Genomic DNA, 20,195 nt, shown 5'->3' with positions numbered 1-20,195 from the left:
AAAGGAGGAAGGAAGATGACTATGGCTCTGTATGTCAACGTGCATCGTCTGCGGGTAGATCGGCGCTTATTCGAATTCGTCGAAACGGAAGCGCTTCCGGGAACCGGTCTTCAGCGCGATGCGTTCTGGTCCGGATTCGATCGTCTGATTCATGACTTGACGCCTCGCAACACGGAATTGCTGGAACGCCGGGACGCGATGCAGCGGCTGCTGGACGACTGGCATCGGGCGCACCGGGACCGCTTCGACTTCGCGGCGTACCAATCGTTCCTGCATGATATCGGGTATCTCGAGCCCGAGGCGGATGATTTTCTTATCTCCACGTCGAATGTCGATGACGAAGTCGCGAGGCTGGCCGGACCGCAGCTCGTCGTTCCCGTCAACAACGCGCGGTATGCGCTGAACGCGGCCAACGCGCGCTGGGGCAGCCTGTACGACGCGCTGTACGGCACGGATGCGATCGGCGAAGAAGAGGGCGCGGCGCGCGCCTCCGGTTACAACGCCGTGCGGGGCGGCAAGGTCATCGCGTTCGCGCGGGGGTTCCTGGACCGTACGATTCCGCTCGCGGCAGGATCGCACGCAGACGCGGCGAGCTATGCCGTGTCGGACGGCCGATTGACGGTGCGGCTGCGGAGTGGAGCCATGACCGGGCTTCGGGAGAACGGCAAGCTGATCGGCTATCGGGGGACGCCGGACAACCCGTCCGCGCTGCTCTTCCGCAATCACGGCCTGCATTTCGAAATCCAAATCGACCGCCATCATCCCATAGGCGGGACCGATGCCGCCGGAATCAAAGATATTCTGATGGAAGCGGCGTTGACGACGATCATGGACGCGGAGGATTCCGTGACGGCCGTCGACGGGGAGGACAAGGTGCTTGTTTACCGCAATTGGCTGGGATTGATGAAGGGAGACCTGCACGCGGCCTTCCTTAAGGACGGGCAAGAGGTCAGACGATCCCTCGCTCCGGACCGGGACTATATCTCTCCCGCCACCGGCGAAGCGTTCAGCGTTCGCGGCAGGTCGCTTCTGTTCGTCCGCAACGTAGGCCATTTGATGACGAATCCCGCGATACTGGACCGGGACGGCCGGGAAGTGTACGAGGGCCTCATGGACGCCGTGATGACGGCGCTGATCGCCAAGCACGACGTGCTCGGAAACGGCAAGTTCGCGAATTCGGCCAAGGGCTCGGTCTATATCGTCAAGCCGAAGATGCACGGCTCCGAAGAGGCCGCGTTTGCCGGCGAGCTGTTCGACCGCGCGGAGGACCTGCTCGGCCTGGAACGGCATACCCTCAAGATCGGAGTCATGGATGAGGAGCGCCGAACGTCGCTGAATTTGAAAAACTGCATCCGACGCGTGAAGGAACGGGTCGTCTTCATCAACACCGGCTTTCTGGACCGGACCGGCGACGAGATCCATACGTCGATGGAAGCCGGCGCCATGATCCGGAAGCATGAGATGCGCTCGTCGGCATGGCTGCAGAGCTATGAACAATCGAATGTTGACGTGGGATTGGCCTGCGGTCTCCAGGGAAGCGCCCAGATCGGCAAAGGGATGTGGGCGATGCCGGATAGGATGCGGGCGATGCTCGAGCAGAAGATCGGCCATCCCCGGGCCGGCGCCACCACTGCCTGGGTCCCGTCCCCGGCCGCGGCCGTGCTGCATGCGCTTCATTATCACGAGGTGGACGTGACGGCGGTTCAGACCCGCTTGAAGTCCGCCTTCGCCGACCGGCGGGCAGACATGCTGCGCATCCCGCTGGCACGGAATGCACAGTTGAGCGAGGCCGAGATCGCGCAGGAACTGGACAACAACGCGCAGGGGATTCTCGGCTACGTCGTCCGCTGGGTCGAACAGGGCATCGGATGCTCGAAAGTGCCGGACATCCACAACGTCGGGCTGATGGAGGACCGGGCCACGCTGCGGATCTCCAGCCAGCATATCGCCAACTGGCTTCGTCACGGGATCTGCACGCGGGAGCAGGTTCTGGTCACGCTGAAGCGAATGGCCGCCGTCGTGGACGGGCAGAACGCAGGCGATCCCGGCTATCGCCCGATGGCCGCGGATTTCGATGCTTCGATGGCCTTCCAGGCCGCGTGCGAGCTCATCTTCGAAGGCGCTGGCCAGCCGAACGGATACACGGAGCCGATTCTTCACCGCAAGCGACGGGAATTCAAGGCGAAGCAAGCGCGCCGCGCGGAATCCAACGCGCAGTCTTCATGAGCCGCTAATTTCGGCCGACCTCTTGACGTCGGCGCTGCCTATACGTCATGGTAGTGGAGAGACAAGCCTTATTTTGCGCATCGCCGTTTGCCATTCGGCGAATGGGCAAGCGAGGCGCTGGCGTGAAGCTTGCGTTCGACTATTGCATATGAGAGCGCTTGCAGTTTTAAACGGGAGGGATAAGGAATGAAAGTCGGATTTATCGGTTTGGGCAACATGGGCTTTCCGATGGCGCTGAATTTAATGAAGGCGGGCTATGAAGTGTACGGGAAGAACCGCAGCCAAGGCAAAGAGCAAGCGTTTGCCGCCGAGGGCGGACGTACGGGCTTGTCGCCAGCCGAGCTGGCCGCGCGGATGGACGTCGTGGTGACCTGTCTCCCGCTGCCGGCGGACGTCGAGGACGTCTATTCCGGCCCTGAGGGACTGATCGCGAACGCGCGCCGCGGTCTCGTGCTGATCGATTGCAGCACCGTATCGCCGGGGCTGAGCCGCAAGCTCTATGCGAAGGCCTGCGAGGCCGGCGCCGATTTCCTCGATGCGCCGGTCAGCGGCGGAACGACCGGGGCGGAAGCCGGAACGCTCAGCGTCATGGTCGGCGGCCGCGAGGACGCGTTTAACCGCGTGCGCAGCGTGCTTGCGGCGTTCGGCAAGTCGATCAGCTTCGTCGGCGATGCGGGCAGCGGCTCCGCGGTCAAGCTGATCAACCAGCTGATGGTCGGCATCCATACGCTCGCGGTCGGCGAGGCGTTCGCGCTGGCGCGGCAGGCGGGACTGGAGGCCGACCAGCTGTTCGGCATCCTGAACCATAGCTTTGCCCAAAGCAAAATCATGGAGCGCCATTATACGCAATTTATTGCCAAAGACGCCTTCGAGCCCGGCTTCGCCCTGAAGCTGCTTGCCAAGGACATGAATCTGGCCGCGGATATGGGAGCCGAAGCCCAGGTGCGCCTGAACGCCGGCAAGAAGGCGCAAGCGCTGATCAATCAGGCGGTGCAGGAAGGTTACGGCGACGCGGACATGTCCGGCATGTACAAGTACCAGGAGACGGAGGACCGGAAGCGCCGGGAGTCGGGCGAACGCAAGCACTTCGCCGTCTTCCTGCCGATGCTCGATGCGGAGAAGAGCGCCCGATACCGCGCGGAGCATTTGCAATTCCTGGCCGATAACCGCGCGGCGGGCAGGCTTCACACCAACGGCCGCTTCGTCGACGGTGCCGGAGGCTTGGTCATCTACCGCGGCTCCTCCCTCGAAGAGGTAGAGCGCCTGGTCAAGCAGGATCCTTACGTCAAGCTCGGCGCGCGCGGCTACGAGATTCACGAATGGGAGATTGTGCTGGCTGATAATTGATATCCCGTTAAGAGTAGAATTAACTACACGATAAAGGAGACTTGATCATGGCGGAACAACGAGTTGTAAAATGGGGCATTATGGGACCGGGGGGCATCTCGAGCAACTTTGCTTCGGAGCTGCCGCACGCACCTGGAGCGGAGCTCGTCGCCGTCGCGGGTCGCTCGCTCGACAAGGCGCAGGCGTTCGCCGGGAAATTCGGCATCCCGCGCGCGTACGGCAGCTGCGAGGAGCTCGCGGCCGATCCGGACGTCGAGATCGTCTACATCGGCACGATTCATCCGGCTCACAAGGAGAACGCGCTGACGCTGCTGCGCGGCGGCAAGTCCGTGCTATGCGAGAAGCCGTTCACGATCAACGCCGCCGAGGCGAAGGAGATCGCGGATTTGGCCCGCGAGAAGGGCCTGTTCGTCATGGAAGCGATGTGGACCCGGTACCTGCCCGCGATCGCCAAGGTACGGGAATGGCTGGACAGCGGCGCGATCGGCGACGTGCGTCTCGTGAAAGCCGAATTCGGCTTCGATGCGGGCTGGAATCCCGAAGGCCGGCTGCTGAACAAGGACAAGGGCGGCGGCACGCTGCTCGACGCCGGCATCTATCCGGTGTCGTTTGCGTCGATGGTGTACGGCGGGGAGCAGCCTTCCAAGATCGCGAGCTCCGTCGTGATCGGCGAGACGGGTGTGGATGAGCAGTTCTCGCTGCTGTTCGAATACGAAGGCGGCCGCACCGCCTCCCTGCACGGGGCGATCCGGCTGTCCATGACCAACGAGGCCGTCATCTACGGCACGAAGGGACGGATCGAAGTGCCGGCATTCCTGTTCGCCAAGGCCGCGACGCTGCATGTGCACGGGCAGGAGCCGGTCGTCTTCCAGCACGACCTCGAGCCGTCCGGCCATTTCTACCAGGCGATCGAGGCGATGGAGTGCCTGCGCGCGGGCCGCAAGGAGAGCGAAGTGTTGACCGTCGACGAGACGGTGCGCATCATGGAGACGCTGGACCGGGTGCGGGAGCCGTGGGGACTTACGTATCCGACCGAAGCGTGACCGGCCGAACCGAATAGTAAGCGAGAAGGACGATGAGCGGTGATGAGGCGCTCATCGTTCTTTTTTTGCGCCTTGAATCTGAGAGCGGAAGCATGACTTTTGGCATGGCGCGTGATCATGGTCATGCGCTGCGGCCTGCGGCGATGCTTTTTGCTTGGCATTGTCATGACCTTTAACAGATTTCGCGCGCCGGCAGGCTTGGTAAGATCAAGGTGCAAGAACGAGCGATACCGTCCGGCTCCGGCACGAAGCCATTTCTGTAGGGCCGACAACGCGGAGCCTGGTGCCTCGGGATTGCTACAGTCCATGGATGTTGCCCGACATCACATCTTGTTCAGAAAGGATAGGAGGCATATGCTGCGCAGTTTATGGATGAATGGATTAACGGGTGCTTACGCCCGGTTGAAAGATTTGGTGCAGACGTACGGAAAATGGGTCGAGAAGAATGAAGCTTACTTGGATGGCTGCTGGTAAAACCGCACATCACGAATCCTTATCCCCGTTCCAAGTATTATGAATGAACGCGAAGGAAATCCTGAATGTGGTGTCCGCCATCGGATTGGCACAAACGAAGAGGAGCGTGCATGTAAAATGGATAAAATCGAAAAGAAACTGTACACGGCCACGGTTAACGTTCAAGGCGGAAGAGACGGCAAAGCAGTCTCCAGCGATAACAAGTTGAACGTGGATTTACGGTATCCGAAGGAATTAGGCGGCAATGGCGAGGGGACGAACCCGGAGCAGCTGTTCGCGGCGGGCTTCGCGGCTTGTTTTGAAGGCGCCATGGGGACGATTATGCGAATGAAAAAGATCAAAGCCGAAGGGGTTTCGATCGAATCGAACGTAACGCTCGGCAAGGATGCGAACGACGGTTACGCGCTAGCCGTGACGTTCGATATTACGATAAAAGGCGTAGAGCGCAGCGTCGCTCAAGAAATCGTCGATGAAGCGCATCACGTGTGTCCGTACGCGAAAGCGACGCGAGGCAATATCGAGGTGATCTCGAACGTTGTCGGGTAAGGCTGATTGAGCGACAAGAAACCGATCGGCCATGCGGCTTACCCCCCGGCCGATGATGTATTGGAAATGAGCTGCGAGAAAAGCAACGTTCTTGCAGCTCATTTTATTTTTCGGCAGCAAGGGAGGTTGTTTACGAAGGCTCCGCGTCGATAATCTCGTCGAGAGAAGTATGCGCATCGCGCTCCGCGGCTTCCGTAATCGATTGATCAGTTTCGTTCGCGCCTTGGATGGCTGCGGCCGCGTCGGCCTGCCGATTCAATTGCGCTTCGGTTTGGCCGATCCCGTGCGCCCCTTGATGATTCCGGCTAGATGTCATGGTTCATCACCTCCAACACGCTGTTCAAGAACGCTCACGCGTGCGATTGGCTGTACCTGCGCAGGTTGCCTGTAAGAGTATGTCCCGTTGGTTTGCCCGTGATTCGATTAGCTCACGATTGCCGCGGAAGGCGAATTGCGAGGGCTTCGCCAATGCCGTGCCCGCGCTCGTGCAGGTATATAAACAGGTTGCAAGGACAGAATAGGCTTAGCCAATCTTCAAGCAGACAGGGAGACATTCCGCTATGTCCAATAAGAAGTGTTATTATGTATTCGAGGATCCGTCGGGTACCAAACTGGAAGTGAAAGCCACCAGCCTGCAGCAGGCTTATCTCATGAAGAAGAAGAGAGCGGGCGAACTCGGGATTCCGAAAGAAGCGTTCGAGATCACGAGCATCTGCAAGAAGCCCAGCCAGAGCGAATAGCGAAGCATGCACCGTTTATTAAGCCGAAAGAAGACCGAGCGCCTGCTCGGTCTTCTTTGCGCTGAACGCGGATGCGCACGATCGTTCCCTACCGCAGTTGAGTTACTTGCGTTTGAACATAAACGGCAAAAAAATAAATGGAAAAAAGAAAAAAAAGGAAAAACCCAGCATTCTTCCGATCAATAACGATACCAAGCCGATTCCGATTGCAATCAGCAAACTGTATAAACAGCCTCTGCCGGAAAAGTTGCCAAAAAACATGCGATCACGCCTCCCCGCGTAGTTGATCCAACCGGGCGGCGTCGAAGGGCTCATACAGCCAACCGAGCCGGCTGGCCGTATGGCCGCGGCCACGTTCCCGCCCGGAACGATGATTAGTATAGACGAGCCGCAATACCGTTCATGATTGCGCAAAATGAAGCATCTATGTTTCCTTCCTTTTATTTGTTGGATGTTTTGGCATTAAACGCATGTCATGCAACCACCTCCCGTATGGCCAGTTTGAGTAGAATTCCACGCCTCATGGAAGTTATTCATGATAAATCCACAGAGGCGACTGCCGAATCAGCGCCGAATGCCTCTCGGCGCCCTAAATTGACTTTCAGATGAATATCGCATACTATTTCGTTATACGATTGTTGAATGAAATTGAAGGACAGTGAGGCGAATGAAGTGAGTAGGACACCCAGGACGAGCAGAGACATGCAGGCGGCGGAGCGGAAAGGTCAAATACTTCGAGGGGCCAAGGAATTATTCGCGGAGCATGGCTTTCACGGCACTTCGATGCGGATGATCAATAAGCACGTCGGCATTACCGACGGGCTGCTGTATCATTATTTTCCCGGCGGGAAACAGGAGATCTTGGAAACAGTCTTCGCCGAGTCGCAGGCAGCGCGGATGGCCAGCATGGATAAGCTGCTCGCATCGATCTCGCAAAACCAGCCGCTGGAAGACGCACTCGCCCAGTTTCTCATCGGGTTGTATAGCACGATGACGGAAGACCGGGCTTTCATCCGGATGATGTTCCGCGACGCGGAGTCGATTCAGTCGGAGCAGCGCAACTTCATGTCCGAGATGATCAAGATGCGTCACCAGTCGCTCACCGATGTACTGAGGAAGCGGGCGGAGGCAGGCGAGATCCATGAGATGGACTACGCCTTGGCTGCGCATCAGATGCTGTCGATCGGCGTCGTCTGCGCGCTCCGCGAGGTTTCCTTCATTAACGTGATTGACGTCGAAATCGAGAGTTATATTCGCAACATGGTCGCTTTCTCCGTTGCCCAATGGCGAAAGTGATTTCTTTTTTTGCATTTCATTAGCCGAACGTAGAATGAACTAATTGGAGGTTCGAACTGTTTATGATCCGTTTCTTTCGACAAAAGCACCCTTATCTGACAGTCTTCCTTGTATTTCTCGTCGTCCTCGTCCTCGGCCTGGCGCAGCTCGGCTCCAGCGTGAATCCGGTGCCGCGCGACTTGCCCGTCCTGCTCGTGCAAGGCGATGCCGGGACAATGACGCTTGCCGGCGATGCGAATTACGGCCGCGATCTAGCGGAGCGCCTGCAGCATGACGAGCCGCCTGGCGGGAAGGGACCGGTGCTCGTCTGGCGCGTCGTTTCTTCCGAGGATGCGGCCGTCCAGGCGATGAACCGTGAAGAGGCCTATGCCGCGCTGGTCATTCCCCAGGACTTCTCGAAGAAGCTGTCAAGTCTGCTCTCGTCCGATCCGCAGTCCGCCACCGCCGTCCTGTACGTGAACCAGGGGATGAATTATAATGGCGCGTCGATGGCAAGCGGCATCGTAACCCAAATGCTCGGCGGCGCCAACGTGCAGCTTCGTGAACGGCTGCTAGCGAAAGCCGGGCCTGGCGGCACGCTGACTCCCGAGCAGACGGACGCGCTTGCCGAGCCGATCCTGGTCACGAACCGCAGTATCAACGGCGTCGGCCCGAACAGCTCGAACGGCAACGCGCCGGTCGTGCTGACGCAGCTCGTCTGGTTCGCCGCGATGGTCGCGACGATGATGCTGTTCGTGGCGGCGAACCGCGCGATCGACAATGGATTCCGCCTGCATCGCTTCGGTATCCGCATCTCCCAAATGCTGATGGGCATTCCCGCGTCGGGCGCCGCCGCGCTTAGCATCCTCTGGATCGCCGGGCAATGGTTCGGCCTGCACATTCCGGATTATGCCGGCATCGGCTGGTACTTATTCCTCGTCTGCTTCGTGTTCTTCCTGGTCCAGACGACGGTCGTGAGCTGGCTGGGCTTTGCGGGCGTGCCGCTCTTCATGCTGCTCTTCTTCTTCGCAGCGCCTCTCCTGGCTTCGCCGCCGGAGCTGCTGCCGGCATTCAGCCGGCGCTTCGTGTACGACTGGCTGCCGCTGCGTTTCGCGGCGGAAGGGCTGCGGGATTTGTTTTATTTCAGAGGCTTGAATTTGGGCCATCCGACGTGGACGCTGGCCGCGATTGGCGGCGTTGCCGCTGTTCTGATTCCTTTATCGGTGTTGAAGCGGCACCGGACGGCCGTTAACGAAACGGACAATAAGCGATCGGACGCGGACGCGCCAGGCGCCGTTTCTCGTGCGGAAGCTGATGGGAAGGCCGAACGCCGCAGGCAGGACGCTGTCACAGCGCCGGATGCGAGCGATCCGGCTGTCCAAATGGCGCTCGCGGAAGCGGCGGCTCACGCGGACTTGGCGATCAAGGATCACGATTATCGCAAAGCGATTCGAGCGTTTTTAACCCCTGCCCAGCCTCACGACGAGGGGGCTTTCACCGATAAAGCGTATCGGAAGGTACTGCTGCAGCTGAAAGATGCCGCCACTAAGGAAGCGCGTCTGCGAACAAGAGAGGAGCTCAATCGATGAAAATCTATATTGTCTATGACAGCGAAGCGGGGCATACGGAACAGCTGGCCCGATCCATTGCCAAAGGGGCGCAAAGCGTGGAGGGCACGGAGGTGTTCCTCAATCACGTCAATACGGCGAACGTGCGAGATCTGGCCGATGCGGATGCGATTATCTGGGGATGTCCCGGACACTTCGGCACGATTAGCTCGGGCCTAAAGGAATGGATCGATAAACTCGGGTATTTGTGGGCGAAAGGGACGTTAGTGGATAAAGTCGGCGCGGTATTTTGTACGACGGTCACCATTCATGGCGGGATCGAAGCGACCTTGCTGAACCTGATTACGCCGATGCTGCATCAAGGCATGATGGTGGTCGGCATGCCGGCTAATATTCCGGAAAATGCGTTGTATGGCACGTATTATGGAGTCGGGGTGACGTCGCCTGTCGAAGATACGAATGATGAGCTGATTCAATCGCTGTTCACGAACGGGCTGGCGCTAGGGGAAGTGCTTGGAAAGCGCGTGGCCAATACGGCAATCGCGGTCGCGGCAGGCAGGGAATTACAGGGATTGTCTTAGCGGTAAACGCAAAAAGCCGCATAAGCTGCGGCTTTTTGATGTTGTGTATAGAAGCTCCAACACTTAACAGATGGTAACCATTGTCAACCAGAATGAAATGTTAAAATTGCTTGGCCATTTCAATGGCTTGTTGAATGGCGTCTTCTTTGATACGCTCGGCTTGATCCGGCATCTCGCTCGTGCCTTCAACATAGATGGCCTGTATATCCTCGATGCCTATAAATTTCAAGGCAGCCTTGAGATAACTGTGGCTGTATTCGACCTCTTGGAACTCGCCGTGCGAGAGAACGGTGCCGGATGCCTGAATGTGCAGCACCTTTTTACTTTGCTGCGTCCCTATTACGCCGCCCAGTCCCCGCCGGCCGTTATCGGCACGGGTGAACGTTTGTCCCGGCACGATGACCGCATTCAGGTACGTGATCAATACCGGAGGAAACAAATAGTTCCAGACCGGATTTGCGATGACGATTTTGTCCGCGGCCATGAATTGATCGAGAATTTCACGCATCCGAATCGCTTTCGCCTTCGTCTCGTCGCTTAATTCATCGAACGAAGGGCCGCTTAGCGGTTGACCCCGCCGGCGTAACAGGTCTGCGTCGAATTGGGGAAGGTCCATCCGATACAAATCGAGATGAATCACTTCATCGTTTGGATTGACTTCCCGGTATGTCTGAATGAACTGGGCTCCAACCGACAAACTATACGTATCGCTTTGAAACGGATGAGCGGTGATATAAAGTACAGTGGCCATCGTTAACACTCCATTCATATGGTTTGGCGAATGACTAGACAACGAAGAAAAGTTTTTGAACATTTGTTCTTAAATATGGCAAAAAAAAGGTCACATTTACGTCGCATCACTTAACTATCGCTGCGTTTCGTCCAGACAGTATCATACTTGATTCAAGAACGATTAGTCAACAACTCGGTTAGCTGCGTGCCCATGGCGTCCGGCGACCAGCAGACAATACCAGGACAGCGCCATTTTCGTCAGGGAGTCCTGCATCACGAATAACTTCTCCAACAATCGCGAAATCATGCGTATTTTTGAAGCCGCAGCACAACTTATATCAAATCGAAGCGGTCATTTTCCTCTATAATCAATGGAGGAGGAGGCGCCTATGGACCACACGATGCAGGAGATGATTGACTGGATCGAAGATCATCTTCTTGACGATTTTTCATTAGCGAGCTTGGGACAGCAGATGGGGTATTCCCCGTATTACTGTTCGTTCAAATTCCATCAAATGACGGGGATCACCATAAAACGGTATAGATCCCTTCGGAAGATGTATTTGGCTTCGATGGAGCTGAGGGAAACGAATCAAAAGACGATCGATCTTGCGTTTAAATATGGATTTTTATCTCAGGAGGCTTTTGCGAGAGCATTTAAAGAAACATTCGGCCTAAGCCCGAATGCCTTTAGGAAAAATCCGCAGCCGCTGCAGACCTACGTGAAGATCGATATGAATCGTAGAGAGGGGGATTATTCGATGGACATCTCGCGGAAATTGAAAATCGAAGCCCTGCAGCATCAAATTCAGGATGCGTTCGATCAAGTCATCCTGAATATCTTAAATGGGCAAATGATGTATGAACAATTTCAGCGGCATCAATTGATGGAAAAAAGCGACTACGTCCCCTTTAATGAAGCGATGTGTTCGCACGAGACGACCGCACCGATTTTCAGCGAGGAATTTATACGACTCAGAGCTTCCGGACATCAGGTGCCTTTAGAGGAGTATAGGAAGATTACCGTGGCGCCGCTTAAGCCTCTGTTCGAGAACCGTTACAAATGCATCGTGTTATGGTTCGGGGACGATATGTTCTGCCAAATCAATTTGTTGACCGTGCTGGCGTATCTAGAGCAAAGGGGATACGACGGAAAAGTGTATTTCCATATGGTGAAGGAATCGACCTACGACGTGGAAGAAACGGAGATCCGGCTGGAGGGGTACAGCGACATCTATCGACAGGTTCTGCTTCATCATCGTTTCCCCGAAACGCCGTTAATGCCCGTGATGTACCAGGGAATCCGTTTATTTTTGGAATATGTAAAGGAAGATAACGAAATCACCGCATTCATTAAGAAGCATGTTGGCAAGCCGCGGGAAGAATTATTACAGCGCTTGTTTCATCTATTTCCGCACTATGGACTAGGGGATCTGCAATATATCCGGCTCATCGACAACCTGAAACAAGCTTAGGTCCAGCCAAGTTCTCCGTATACACCATATGAAACCGTCGGTTTCAAAGAACCCAGTCCAGTCCCCGCGTCTTGGCATATTTTAATTTCGGATAGCGTAACAACGCGGAAGGGCGAGTGGAAAAGCGTGAATAAACAACGCAAACGGAGCACGCCGCCGGCGAGGAAATGCGTGAAGCAGGAAGTTCAATCGCCGCAAAGGCTAGACTCCACTGTTAACGAGCTGGAATGGCTGGATGAAGACCATTCGAAGGAGCAAAAGCGTAGATCAACGGAAACGCCCGTTCAACGAAAAACTCGAAGGCAGCTCAATTGAGCTGCCTTCGTTGGTATGCGCATAGGGGAGAAGACACGAAGCATCAAGCATCAAGTTCTGCCGGGCATTAACGCAACGCTTCGCATTCAGTCATCGGCTTTCGGCGAATAGACGTCGATGTAGCGGATTGTCGCCGCTTTTCCTGCTGGATCCGTTTTCGAGCCGACGAACTTCACTTGACGATTGCCCGCCGCATACACGTAGATCTGGTCGTTGTCGTTGAATGTGACGGCTTTCGGCATGCCGAGCGCGGCGATGACGGCATTGAACGTGAATTGGCTGAGGCCTCTCGACGGGTCGGTCGGCGGAAAATAATAACGAAGATCGTAAACGATGCCGGATTTGCTGCTGACCCCGAGATCGTACGCGCCCTTGCCCATGCTGAGATCATATCTCTCGTAACCATTGCCTAGATCTTCCGAAGCGCCCCAAAGGTTGTGAACCTCGTCGATGTTCGTTTTTCCGGACACGAAGTCGCTGCCTTGCACCTTGCCTTGCTTCGCCAGCACCAGAATATCCTTGATTCGCCCGTTATCTATCGTTGTAGCGGATTGCGCGACGGGCTTTGCCTCGTTCTCCGCATGCGCCGGAATAACGGAAGCCAGCACACCGAGGGTGATGATGGCAGCAGCGAGGCCGATAACGGACCATATGCGAAGTTTTTTGCGGTTTGATATGCGATTCATGAGTAGACACCTCGTCGTCGTCAAGTATTGTAGCGATTCCTTATGAATATGATCTTAATTCATTCGCGTGGGTCAAAAGTTACAATATAGTTAAGGGCCGATGACGAGGAGATTACACGGCTGATTGCTTGAGGACAGTGAATTCGGGGGGACTGCAAGTTTCGAAACGAACTGCAATAATAAAGACGCCTGTTAACTCTTTCACAGGCGTCTTTTTACTGTTTCCAGTATTAACGATTTGAAATCTCCGAAAGTTTATCCGTATAGGCACGCAGAACATCCGGTTGAAAAACAAGACTCATATATTTACCTTCACGGATATTATGAATGAGACCCGCAATTTCGAGTTCTTTAAGATGATGAGACACCGTGGCGGGGCTGACGTTGTGTTTTTCTTGCAGCACGCTGCAAGGCATCGGTTCGGTACAGGAACTGATCTCTTTCAGCATCTGATAACGTCTCGGTTCAGCGAGCGCTCGAGAAATCCTTGCAAATTGTTGATCGGATATTTCAGTCATACATTCACCTCCAAGTTTATCTTTATAAAATTATATATCCATCTAACTATGGGGGTCAATCCGTTCATTGCGGAGGATGTCGACATCTTTTCCAACAGATAGTTGGATGAGTATCTAAATAACATATTGACAAACGGGTCCTAACCTTGCATTATTAAGTACGATACTTTTACAAGTGTCGAACTAACGGGAGGGGGAGCAAATGAAAACATCGACATCATTGATCATCTCTATCTTGGCTTTCGGGATCTTCGGCATCATCAATACCGAAATGGGCGTAATCGGTATTTTGCCGCAAATCGCAGAGCACTTTCAGGTGAGCGCATCGCAAGCCGGTTTGCTTGTGAGCCTTTTTGCATTAGCTGTGGCGATCTCGGGATTATTTCTTCCGTTATTGTTTTCCGGGGTAAACCGGAAGCATGCAATGTTGTTTGTAGTTGCCGTTTTCGTTATGGCTAACATCGTATCCATTTTTGCTTCGAATTTCACGGTTGCATTGGTTTTCCGGGTTGTGCCTGCGTTCCTGCACCCTGTGTACTTTTCGGCCGCATTCACAACCGCAGCTGCTTCAGTCAGTCAAGCTCAGGCGCCTAAAGCAATTGCTAAAGTATTTATGGGGTTAACGGCAGGAATGGTCATCGGGATCCCGATAACTTCGTTTATTGCGGATATTTCATCGCTTGCGTATGCCATGACTTTCTTTGCCATCGTCAATGCCATCACGTTCTTGACGATGTTATTCTTTATCCCTTCAATGCCCGTAACAGGCAGACAATCCTATGGAGAACAAATTAAGGTCATGCGAAAGCCTATTATTTGGATCAGTCTTGGCGCGGTGATTTTTGTTGTTTCCGGCATGTATGCGGTCTACAGCTACTTCGCGGAATACTTGAGCACCGTTACCCGCATGTCGTCCAATCAAATTAGTTTGATGTTGATTTTATTTGGTTTAACCGGAATTATAGGCAATATTCTTGCCGGTAAATGGCTTAGCCACAAACCTCAACAAGCAGCTATAGTATACCCTTTGTTCGCGGTTCTGATTTATCTGCTTGTATTCGTTTTTGGCAATAGCGATACGGAGGGCAACGCCGGATTCGTCGCAAGCGATGCAGGCAAGGCGCTTGCCGCGTCTACGCCGCTGGGCGGTCGTTTCGGGCGTCCGGAAGATATTACGCCGACTGTGGTCTTCCTGGCCTCGGATGAAGCATCGTGGTTGACGGGCGAACGCATCAGCGCATCGGGCGGCGTGCATTAATCATTTCCGCATTGCATGGATTGGTAAGTAGAGTATCACCGATATCGCTGTCTACATTGAAAAAGGCTGCTTTCCACCAGGGAAGCGGCCTTTTTCACCGTGTACGCGGATTGCAATTGCGAGCGTGAATACCAGGTCGTTTCAAAATCACGCCTGGAGTCAAAGCACGGCCAACCCTTGCGACCCGAAGTAAGGAAGCTTCGTCCAAGCGGCGACTTGCAGATGTCCGAGGCTGCCGTCGTCCTCGATCTGAAAAACGGATATCGTGCCTTGATTCCCGTTAAGTACGTAACAAAATCGGCCGTCCTTACTTGTTCGAATATCAATTGGAAGCCCTGTCGGGGTACCCGCAGGCGTGCTGGGGACATTACGAATGAAATTTACTTCGCCATTAGACGCGATACGATAAATCGCAATGGTTCCGCTTAAGGTATTCGAGGTATAAGCGAATTGTTCGTTCCGCGCGGCCGCGACCCAACATGACGTCATTTGGCCATTCGGTACGGATCCGCTGATCGCGTTTAGGCTTCCATCGGGGCTCAATGCATACGAGGAAAGCGCGCTGGTGCCTGCTTCGGTCACCAGCAAGACCCCGGATGATAGGAACAGCGAACCGAATGGGAGCGTTCCGCTAGCTGTGTTGATTATCGGACCCATGAGCGAACCGTCGTGATTCACTTGAAATACGCTGAGATGATTCGTAGATAGTTCCGACACGACGAGCTTACTGCCGTCAAGATTGAATAACACTTGCGAAGGCTGCGCATTGACGGTACTGAGGCTGTGGGTCGCGCCGGGAATCGGATACAGTCGTCCGTTATTATTGATCAGAAATCCCGTGAGATTGGATGCGAAGTCGTTAGCGGCATTTCCAACATGGGACACATAAAGCAGGTTGCCCAGCACGCTCATGCTATTAGGCTGCACACCGCCGGACGGCCGAACATCGACCAGAATCGGTACGCCATTATTGCCGATCTTGAAGCTGCTGATACTGTTGCTGCCCGCATTAACCGCAAAGAGATAGCGCCCATCAGGGGATAAGGCGAGGGAGTCTTGCGAAGCCAGGGGATCGATGCCGTCGTTTGCCGTAGCAGCAGAGACTTCCCTTGTACCCGTGCCGGTTCCGAAGGTGGGGAATGTGCCAACATACGTCAACGTTCCATTCATTTCTCTATAAAATGCTACGATTTGGTTACTTGCTGTCATATTGGTCATCATGTATGACATCCCCTGAATAGGACATCTCTCCTTCCAATGGGGTTCCGGATGATCGTTTAATCGTATTCGACTGCCTTGAAGAAGATGAGAAGAAGTTCGTATTATCTTACAGCCGTTATAGAATGGAAGCGCCGTTATCCATGCTGAGAGCATTCCTACGGCGATATGGAAGAAGGACCGGCGGTTTGGCGAAGAGGGGAATACCAGTGTTATAAGTGAAATTTATCTAATGAATATTAATATAATCGCTCATTTTATTATAAGGAAAACTTATTAACATAAAACAACCGTGCTGTAAATCGCCCTCGTCGCAATCATCCGGGAGGAAATGGGAGGGATTTGGCGATAGAGGCCGGTGACTGCCATTGAGATCAAGTTAACCTAGAATAAGCTGAATTATCTTACAATTCTGGAAATGACCCCAGGTGCCAAATGGTGGTAGCCTTGTAAGTGTCGAAAAACTTTAGGAAAGGTCGTGAGAATGCGTGAGAGGAAAGTGGTTGATTCTACTGGTTCTTCCCTTGCTGCTGCTTAGCGCGTGCGGTTCGAAGACGGACGACGAGCCGGCTGCCGGCGCGGCGGGAAACGCGGAATCGGGCAACGGGGGGGAGGCGTCCGACAGCATCCTGGAGAAGCTGAAAGCGCAGGGTTATGCGACCGTCGGTTTCGCGAACGAGAATCCGTACGCGTACAAGACAGCCGACGGCGAGCTTACGGGAGAGGCGGTCGAAATCGCCAGAGCCGTCCTGAAGCGGCTCGGCATTAACGAAATTCGCGGCGAGCTGACGGAGTTCTCCTCGTTAATCGCCGGGCTGCAGGCGGAGCGGTTCGATCTGATAACGGCCGGCATGTTCATCAATCCCGAGCGATGCCAGGCAGTGGCATTCGCGAATCCCGAGTACAGCATCGGGGAAGGCTTGGCCGTCCAAGCCGGCAATCCGCTGAAGCTGACGAGCTACCAAGCGGTCGCGGACAATGCGAAAGCCAAAGTCGCCGTGATGGCGGGTGCCATCGAAATCGGCTATTTGAAAGCTTCCGGCGTGGCCGAGAAGCAAATGGTGATCGTGCCGGATCAGGATGCGGCGCTCAGCGCGCTGCAATCCGGAAGAGCGGACGCCATTACGATGACAGGCCCGGCGCTTCAATCCCGGCTGGATGCCGCGGGAGACCCCAAGCTGGAGCGGGTGATGGATTTCGAGCAGCCGCTCGTGGACGGCAAGAGCGTTCGGGGTTACGGAGCAACGGCTTTCCGCACGGCGGATACGTCCTTCAGGGACGCCTACAATGCCGAGCTTGAGCAGATGAAATCCTCGGGGGAACTGCTCACGATCTTGAAGCAATTCGGCTTTACGGAGCAGGAGCTGCCGGGAGACGCCAAGGCAGCAGAGCTGTGCGCCGGGTAGCATGGCCATGCACGGGGTAAATTGGCTGCCGTTAATGGCGAGCGGGATTGGCATTACGATTAAGGTTGCGCTGCTGTCAGCCGTGCTGGCGCTCCTGCTATCCGGCCTCGCCGGACTCGGGAGTCTGTCGCGAATCACGGCCGTTCGGGTCGTATGCCGGACGTATATCCAAGTATTTCGGGCCGTTTCCTTGCTTATTTTGTTGTTTTGGTTGTACTTCGCGCTTCCCTTCGCGGGAATCGGTCTGTCGAAGCTCCTGTCGGCGGTGCTTGCGATCGGTCTGAATATCGGCGCCTATGGCGCCGAAATCGTAAGAAGCGCGGTCGAAGCCGTTCCGAAAGGACAACTGGAAGCGTCGACCGCCTTGAACTTGACGCCGCTGCAGCGGCTGCGGCTGGTCATACTCCCCCAGGCATTCGTGCGGATGCTGCCGCCGATGGGCAATCTGATGATCGAGCTGCTGAAGTCGACATCGTTGATCTATTTCATCACGCTGGCGGACCTGACCTACCAGGCGATGGTGCTGCGCAATAATTATTATTCGTGGACGCCGGCCATCTTCGGCTTGCTGCTGCTGCTTTATTTTCTGCTGTCGGCATGCATGATCGTCACAGTGCGGGTCCTCGAACGCAAGTTTTCGGAATGGAGGTGAACGGTCTTGTGGGACTGGTCGTACGCGCTTGACGTGCTGCCCGAGCTGCTTCGCGCCTTCCTAGTTACGATCGCCGCGACGCTGGCCGGATTCGCGGCGGCCGCCTGTATCGGCATGGGCTTCGCGATTCTCGGCCGAACCCGCTTCGCGCCGGTGCGTCTCGCAATTCGGGGAATCGTCGAGTTTATCCGAAGTACGCCGCTGCTCGTGCAGTTGTTCTTTCTATACTACAGCTTGCCGATGTTGACCCCGCTGTCGCTGTCGGCGTTCGCGACGGGCGTCATCGGCCTCGGACTACACTATGGCGCCTACTTATCCGAAGTCTACCGTTCCGGCATCGATGCCGTGCCCCGCGGACAATGGGAAGCGGCGAAGGCGCTGAACCTCTCGCGGACCCGGACCTGGGTATCGGTCGTACTGCCCCAGGCCGTGCCGCCGATTATCCCGGTCATGGGCAATTATTTGATCGTGATCTTGAAGGAAACGCCTACGCTGTCGGCGATTACGCTCGTGGAGGTGCTGCTTACCGCCAAGAATACCGCCTCGGTCACGTACCGGGTCTTCGAGCCGTACACGATCGCGGGCATTTTGTTCCTGGCGCTCAGCCTGGCGCTGGCCTACGGCATCGCCAGAATCGAGAAGCGGCTAAAACGGCGCGCAGCCGGTTAGGGCGCGCAGCCGGTTAGGAGGTAACGCATGAACGGACTATTCATTCCGGAGGCAGCGGAGGACGAACTCGAACAACCGGTCAAGGCCGCGGAGCCGGCCTCGGCGCTCGTACGCTTCGAACGCGTCACGAAACGCTACGGAGAACTGGAAGTCATCAAGGGCATCGACTTGACGATGCGGCCCGGGGAGAAGCTCGCGCTGATCGGGCCAAGCGGATCGGGCAAAACAACGCTCGGCCGCATGCTGATGACGCTGGAGGAACCGACGAGCGGCCGGATCTGGATCGACGGCGAATCGCTGTGGGACATGACGGACAAATCGGGCCGCATCGTGCGGGCGGACGCCAAGCATCTGCGCCGGATGCGCGGAAGCATCGGCATGGTCTTTCAGCACTTCAATTTATTCCCGCATCTGAAGGTGCTCGATAACGTCACGCTGGCCCCGCGCGCGGTGCTGGGCCTAACGAAGCAAGAAGCGCATGATCGCGCGATCGCGATGCTGCGCAAGGTCGGTCTGGCCGACAAGCTGGACGATTATCCGTCGCGGCTGTCGGGCGGGCAGAAACAGCGCGTCGCGATCGCCAGGGCGCTGGTCATGCAGCCCAAGATTATGGTATTCGACGAAGTGACCTCGGCGCTCGATCCGGAGCTGGTCGGGGAGGTGCTCGGCGTCATCAAGGAAATCGCGGCCGAAGGGGACATGGCCATGATGCTGATTACGCATGAGATGGATTTCGCGCGGGACGTGGCGGATCGCGTCATCTTCGGCGACGGCGGGCGCATCGTCGAGGAGGGACCGCCTTCGGCGATATTCGAGAATCCGCAGAGCGAACGGCTGCGGGCGTTTCTGAAGCGCTTCGGCGCGAATCTGCGATCGCTCCACGAAGGGAACGGCGGCTATTGAAGATTCCGAACGTATCGAACCTGACCTTCCGCAGGCCGCATGTCACGGACGGCGCGGCGATCTGGCGGCTTGCGGCCGAGACCAAGATGCTGGACGCGAATTCCGTCTATGCGTACTTGATGATGTGCGACATATTCGCGGATACATGCGCGGTCGCGAGCCTCGCTGATCGCCTGGCCGGCTTCGCGACAGCCTTCCGCAAGCCGGCGGAGCCCGATACGCTGTTCGTCTGGCAGATCGGCGTGCACCCGGACTTCCAGGGCGCGGGCGTCGGCAGGCGGCTGCTCCGTCATCTGTTGGAGCGAGAGGCATTGTCCGGCATTCGGTACGTCGAAGCGACGGTCGGTCCTGGCAATCAGCCCTCGCGCCGGCTGTTCCTTCGGCTAGCCGAAGACTTCGGAACCCGATGCCGCACGGCCGAGCACTACCGGGAGACGTTATTTCCAAGCGAAACGGTCCATGATGCGGAGCTGTTGTATCGCATCGGACCGCTGGACGATGCCCGATCCGTAAACGCAAATCTACCGACAGGGAGGTTGTAACGACGTGAAATCTATTGATAA

At 55.8% G+C, this 20,195-nt stretch carries 21 protein-coding genes; 16 read left to right on the top strand and 5 right to left on the bottom strand.

The features are described 5' to 3' along the window. The first annotated feature begins 21 nt into the window (after window positions 1-21). The 5 genes from ACFPB1_RS02265 (at window position 22) to ACFPB1_RS02245 (ending at window position 5,636) form a co-directional block, all read left to right on the top strand. The gene (locus ACFPB1_RS02265; RefSeq protein ID WP_379221691.1) at window positions 22-2,226 is read left to right on the top strand and encodes a malate synthase G; all 2,205 of its coding nucleotides are present in this window, start codon (window positions 22-24) and stop codon (window positions 2,224-2,226) included. Window positions 2,227-2,412: 186 nt separating this feature from the next. Further along, window positions 2,413-3,573: an NAD(P)-binding domain-containing protein gene (locus ACFPB1_RS02260; protein WP_379221419.1), complete on the top strand. Its 1,161-nt coding sequence runs from the start codon at window positions 2,413-2,415 to the stop codon at window positions 3,571-3,573. 47 nt (window positions 3,574-3,620) lie between these two features. After that, window positions 3,621-4,616, top strand: a complete 996-nt coding sequence (locus ACFPB1_RS02255; RefSeq protein WP_379221417.1) for a Gfo/Idh/MocA family protein — start codon at window positions 3,621-3,623, stop codon at window positions 4,614-4,616. A 32-nt stretch (window positions 4,617-4,648) separates the two neighbouring features. Further along, window positions 4,649-4,792 (top strand): hypothetical protein, encoded by a 144-nt coding sequence (locus ACFPB1_RS02250; protein ID WP_379221415.1) that lies wholly within the window; start codon window positions 4,649-4,651, stop codon window positions 4,790-4,792. Window positions 4,793-5,207: 415 nt separating this feature from the next. Further along, the gene (locus ACFPB1_RS02245) at window positions 5,208-5,636 is read left to right on the top strand and encodes an organic hydroperoxide resistance protein (protein ID WP_379221413.1); all 429 of its coding nucleotides are present in this window, start codon (window positions 5,208-5,210) and stop codon (window positions 5,634-5,636) included. Between the two features lie 130 nt (window positions 5,637-5,766). On the opposite strand, the gene ACFPB1_RS02240 is transcribed toward ACFPB1_RS02245, so the two are convergent. Further along, window positions 5,767-5,952 (bottom strand): hypothetical protein, encoded by a 186-nt coding sequence (locus tag ACFPB1_RS02240; protein WP_379221411.1) that lies wholly within the window; start codon window positions 5,950-5,952, stop codon window positions 5,767-5,769. A 244-nt stretch (window positions 5,953-6,196) separates the two neighbouring features. Here ACFPB1_RS02240 and ACFPB1_RS02235 point away from each other — a divergent pair, with 244 nt between their 5' ends. From ACFPB1_RS02235 to ACFPB1_RS02220, 4 genes are all read left to right on the top strand, one after another. After that, a complete protein-coding gene (locus ACFPB1_RS02235) occupies window positions 6,197-6,376 on the top strand; it encodes a hypothetical protein (protein WP_379221409.1) in 180 nt (59 codons plus the stop codon). 642 nt (window positions 6,377-7,018) lie between these two features. After that, window positions 7,019-7,672, top strand: a complete 654-nt coding sequence (locus ACFPB1_RS02230) for a TetR/AcrR family transcriptional regulator (protein ID WP_379221407.1) — start codon at window positions 7,019-7,021, stop codon at window positions 7,670-7,672. Window positions 7,673-7,734: 62 nt separating this feature from the next. Then, a complete protein-coding gene (locus ACFPB1_RS02225) occupies window positions 7,735-9,240 on the top strand; it encodes an ABC transporter permease (protein ID WP_379221405.1) in 1,506 nt (501 codons plus the stop codon). Beyond that, window positions 9,237-9,800, top strand: a complete 564-nt coding sequence (locus ACFPB1_RS02220; protein ID WP_379221403.1) for an NAD(P)H-dependent oxidoreductase — start codon at window positions 9,237-9,239, stop codon at window positions 9,798-9,800. Before ACFPB1_RS02225 ends, ACFPB1_RS02220 begins: the two co-directional genes overlap by 4 nt. A gap of 100 nt (window positions 9,801-9,900) precedes the next feature. Here the strand turns inward: ACFPB1_RS02220 and ACFPB1_RS02215 are convergent, their stop codons facing one another. Continuing rightward, window positions 9,901-10,551 (bottom strand): FMN-dependent NADH-azoreductase, encoded by a 651-nt coding sequence (locus tag ACFPB1_RS02215; protein ID WP_379221401.1) that lies wholly within the window; start codon window positions 10,549-10,551, stop codon window positions 9,901-9,903. A gap of 370 nt (window positions 10,552-10,921) precedes the next feature. Between ACFPB1_RS02215 and ACFPB1_RS02210 the strand changes: the two genes are divergently transcribed. Beyond that, the gene (locus ACFPB1_RS02210; protein ID WP_379221399.1) at window positions 10,922-12,007 is read left to right on the top strand and encodes a helix-turn-helix transcriptional regulator; all 1,086 of its coding nucleotides are present in this window, start codon (window positions 10,922-10,924) and stop codon (window positions 12,005-12,007) included. 401 nt (window positions 12,008-12,408) lie between these two features. On the opposite strand, the gene ACFPB1_RS02205 is transcribed toward ACFPB1_RS02210, so the two are convergent. Next, window positions 12,409-13,008, bottom strand: coding sequence for a DUF4309 domain-containing protein (locus tag ACFPB1_RS02205; RefSeq protein WP_379221397.1), 600 nt, complete (start codon window positions 13,006-13,008; stop codon window positions 12,409-12,411). A 230-nt stretch (window positions 13,009-13,238) separates the two neighbouring features. Further along, entirely contained in the window at window positions 13,239-13,526 is a 288-nt protein-coding gene (locus tag ACFPB1_RS02200; protein ID WP_379221395.1) for an ArsR/SmtB family transcription factor, read from the bottom strand. 202 nt (window positions 13,527-13,728) lie between these two features. Here ACFPB1_RS02200 and ACFPB1_RS02195 point away from each other — a divergent pair, with 202 nt between their 5' ends. Further along, complete coding sequence (locus ACFPB1_RS02195; protein WP_379221393.1) at window positions 13,729-14,784, top strand: MFS transporter; 1,056 nt, start codon at window positions 13,729-13,731, stop codon at window positions 14,782-14,784. A gap of 159 nt (window positions 14,785-14,943) precedes the next feature. On the opposite strand, the gene ACFPB1_RS02190 is transcribed toward ACFPB1_RS02195, so the two are convergent. Continuing rightward, the gene (locus ACFPB1_RS02190) at window positions 14,944-16,014 is read right to left on the bottom strand and encodes a lactonase family protein (RefSeq protein WP_379221391.1); all 1,071 of its coding nucleotides are present in this window, start codon (window positions 16,012-16,014) and stop codon (window positions 14,944-14,946) included. A 491-nt stretch (window positions 16,015-16,505) separates the two neighbouring features. Between ACFPB1_RS02190 and ehuB the strand changes: the two genes are divergently transcribed. The 5 genes from ehuB to ectA are packed head-to-tail and all read left to right on the top strand — an operon-like array spanning window position 16,506 to window position 20,174. Further along, a complete protein-coding gene (gene ehuB, locus ACFPB1_RS02185; protein ID WP_379221388.1) occupies window positions 16,506-17,408 on the top strand; it encodes an ectoine/hydroxyectoine ABC transporter substrate-binding protein EhuB in 903 nt (300 codons plus the stop codon). Between the two features lie 7 nt (window positions 17,409-17,415). Beyond that, window positions 17,416-18,060, top strand: coding sequence for an ectoine/hydroxyectoine ABC transporter permease subunit EhuC (gene ehuC / locus ACFPB1_RS02180; RefSeq protein WP_379221386.1), 645 nt, complete (start codon window positions 17,416-17,418; stop codon window positions 18,058-18,060). A gap of 6 nt (window positions 18,061-18,066) precedes the next feature. Further along, a complete protein-coding gene (gene ehuD / locus ACFPB1_RS02175; RefSeq protein WP_379221384.1) occupies window positions 18,067-18,729 on the top strand; it encodes an ectoine/hydroxyectoine ABC transporter permease subunit EhuD in 663 nt (220 codons plus the stop codon). Window positions 18,730-18,756: 27 nt separating this feature from the next. After that, complete coding sequence (gene ehuA, locus ACFPB1_RS02170; RefSeq protein WP_379221382.1) at window positions 18,757-19,632, top strand: ectoine/hydroxyectoine ABC transporter ATP-binding protein EhuA; 876 nt, start codon at window positions 18,757-18,759, stop codon at window positions 19,630-19,632. Next, entirely contained in the window at window positions 19,629-20,174 is a 546-nt protein-coding gene (ectA, locus tag ACFPB1_RS02165) for a diaminobutyrate acetyltransferase (protein WP_379221380.1), read from the top strand. Before ehuA ends, ectA begins: the two co-directional genes overlap by 4 nt. Window positions 20,175-20,195: the final 21 nt, after the last annotated feature.

This window comes from Paenibacillus sp. GCM10023250 (genome assembly GCF_042653205.1).
In the GTDB taxonomy this organism is placed as follows: domain Bacteria; phylum Bacillota; class Bacilli; order Paenibacillales; family Paenibacillaceae; genus Paenibacillus_Z.
The sequence above is the reverse complement of the archived record's forward strand: the minus strand, read 5'-3'. Positions and strand labels throughout refer to the sequence as shown.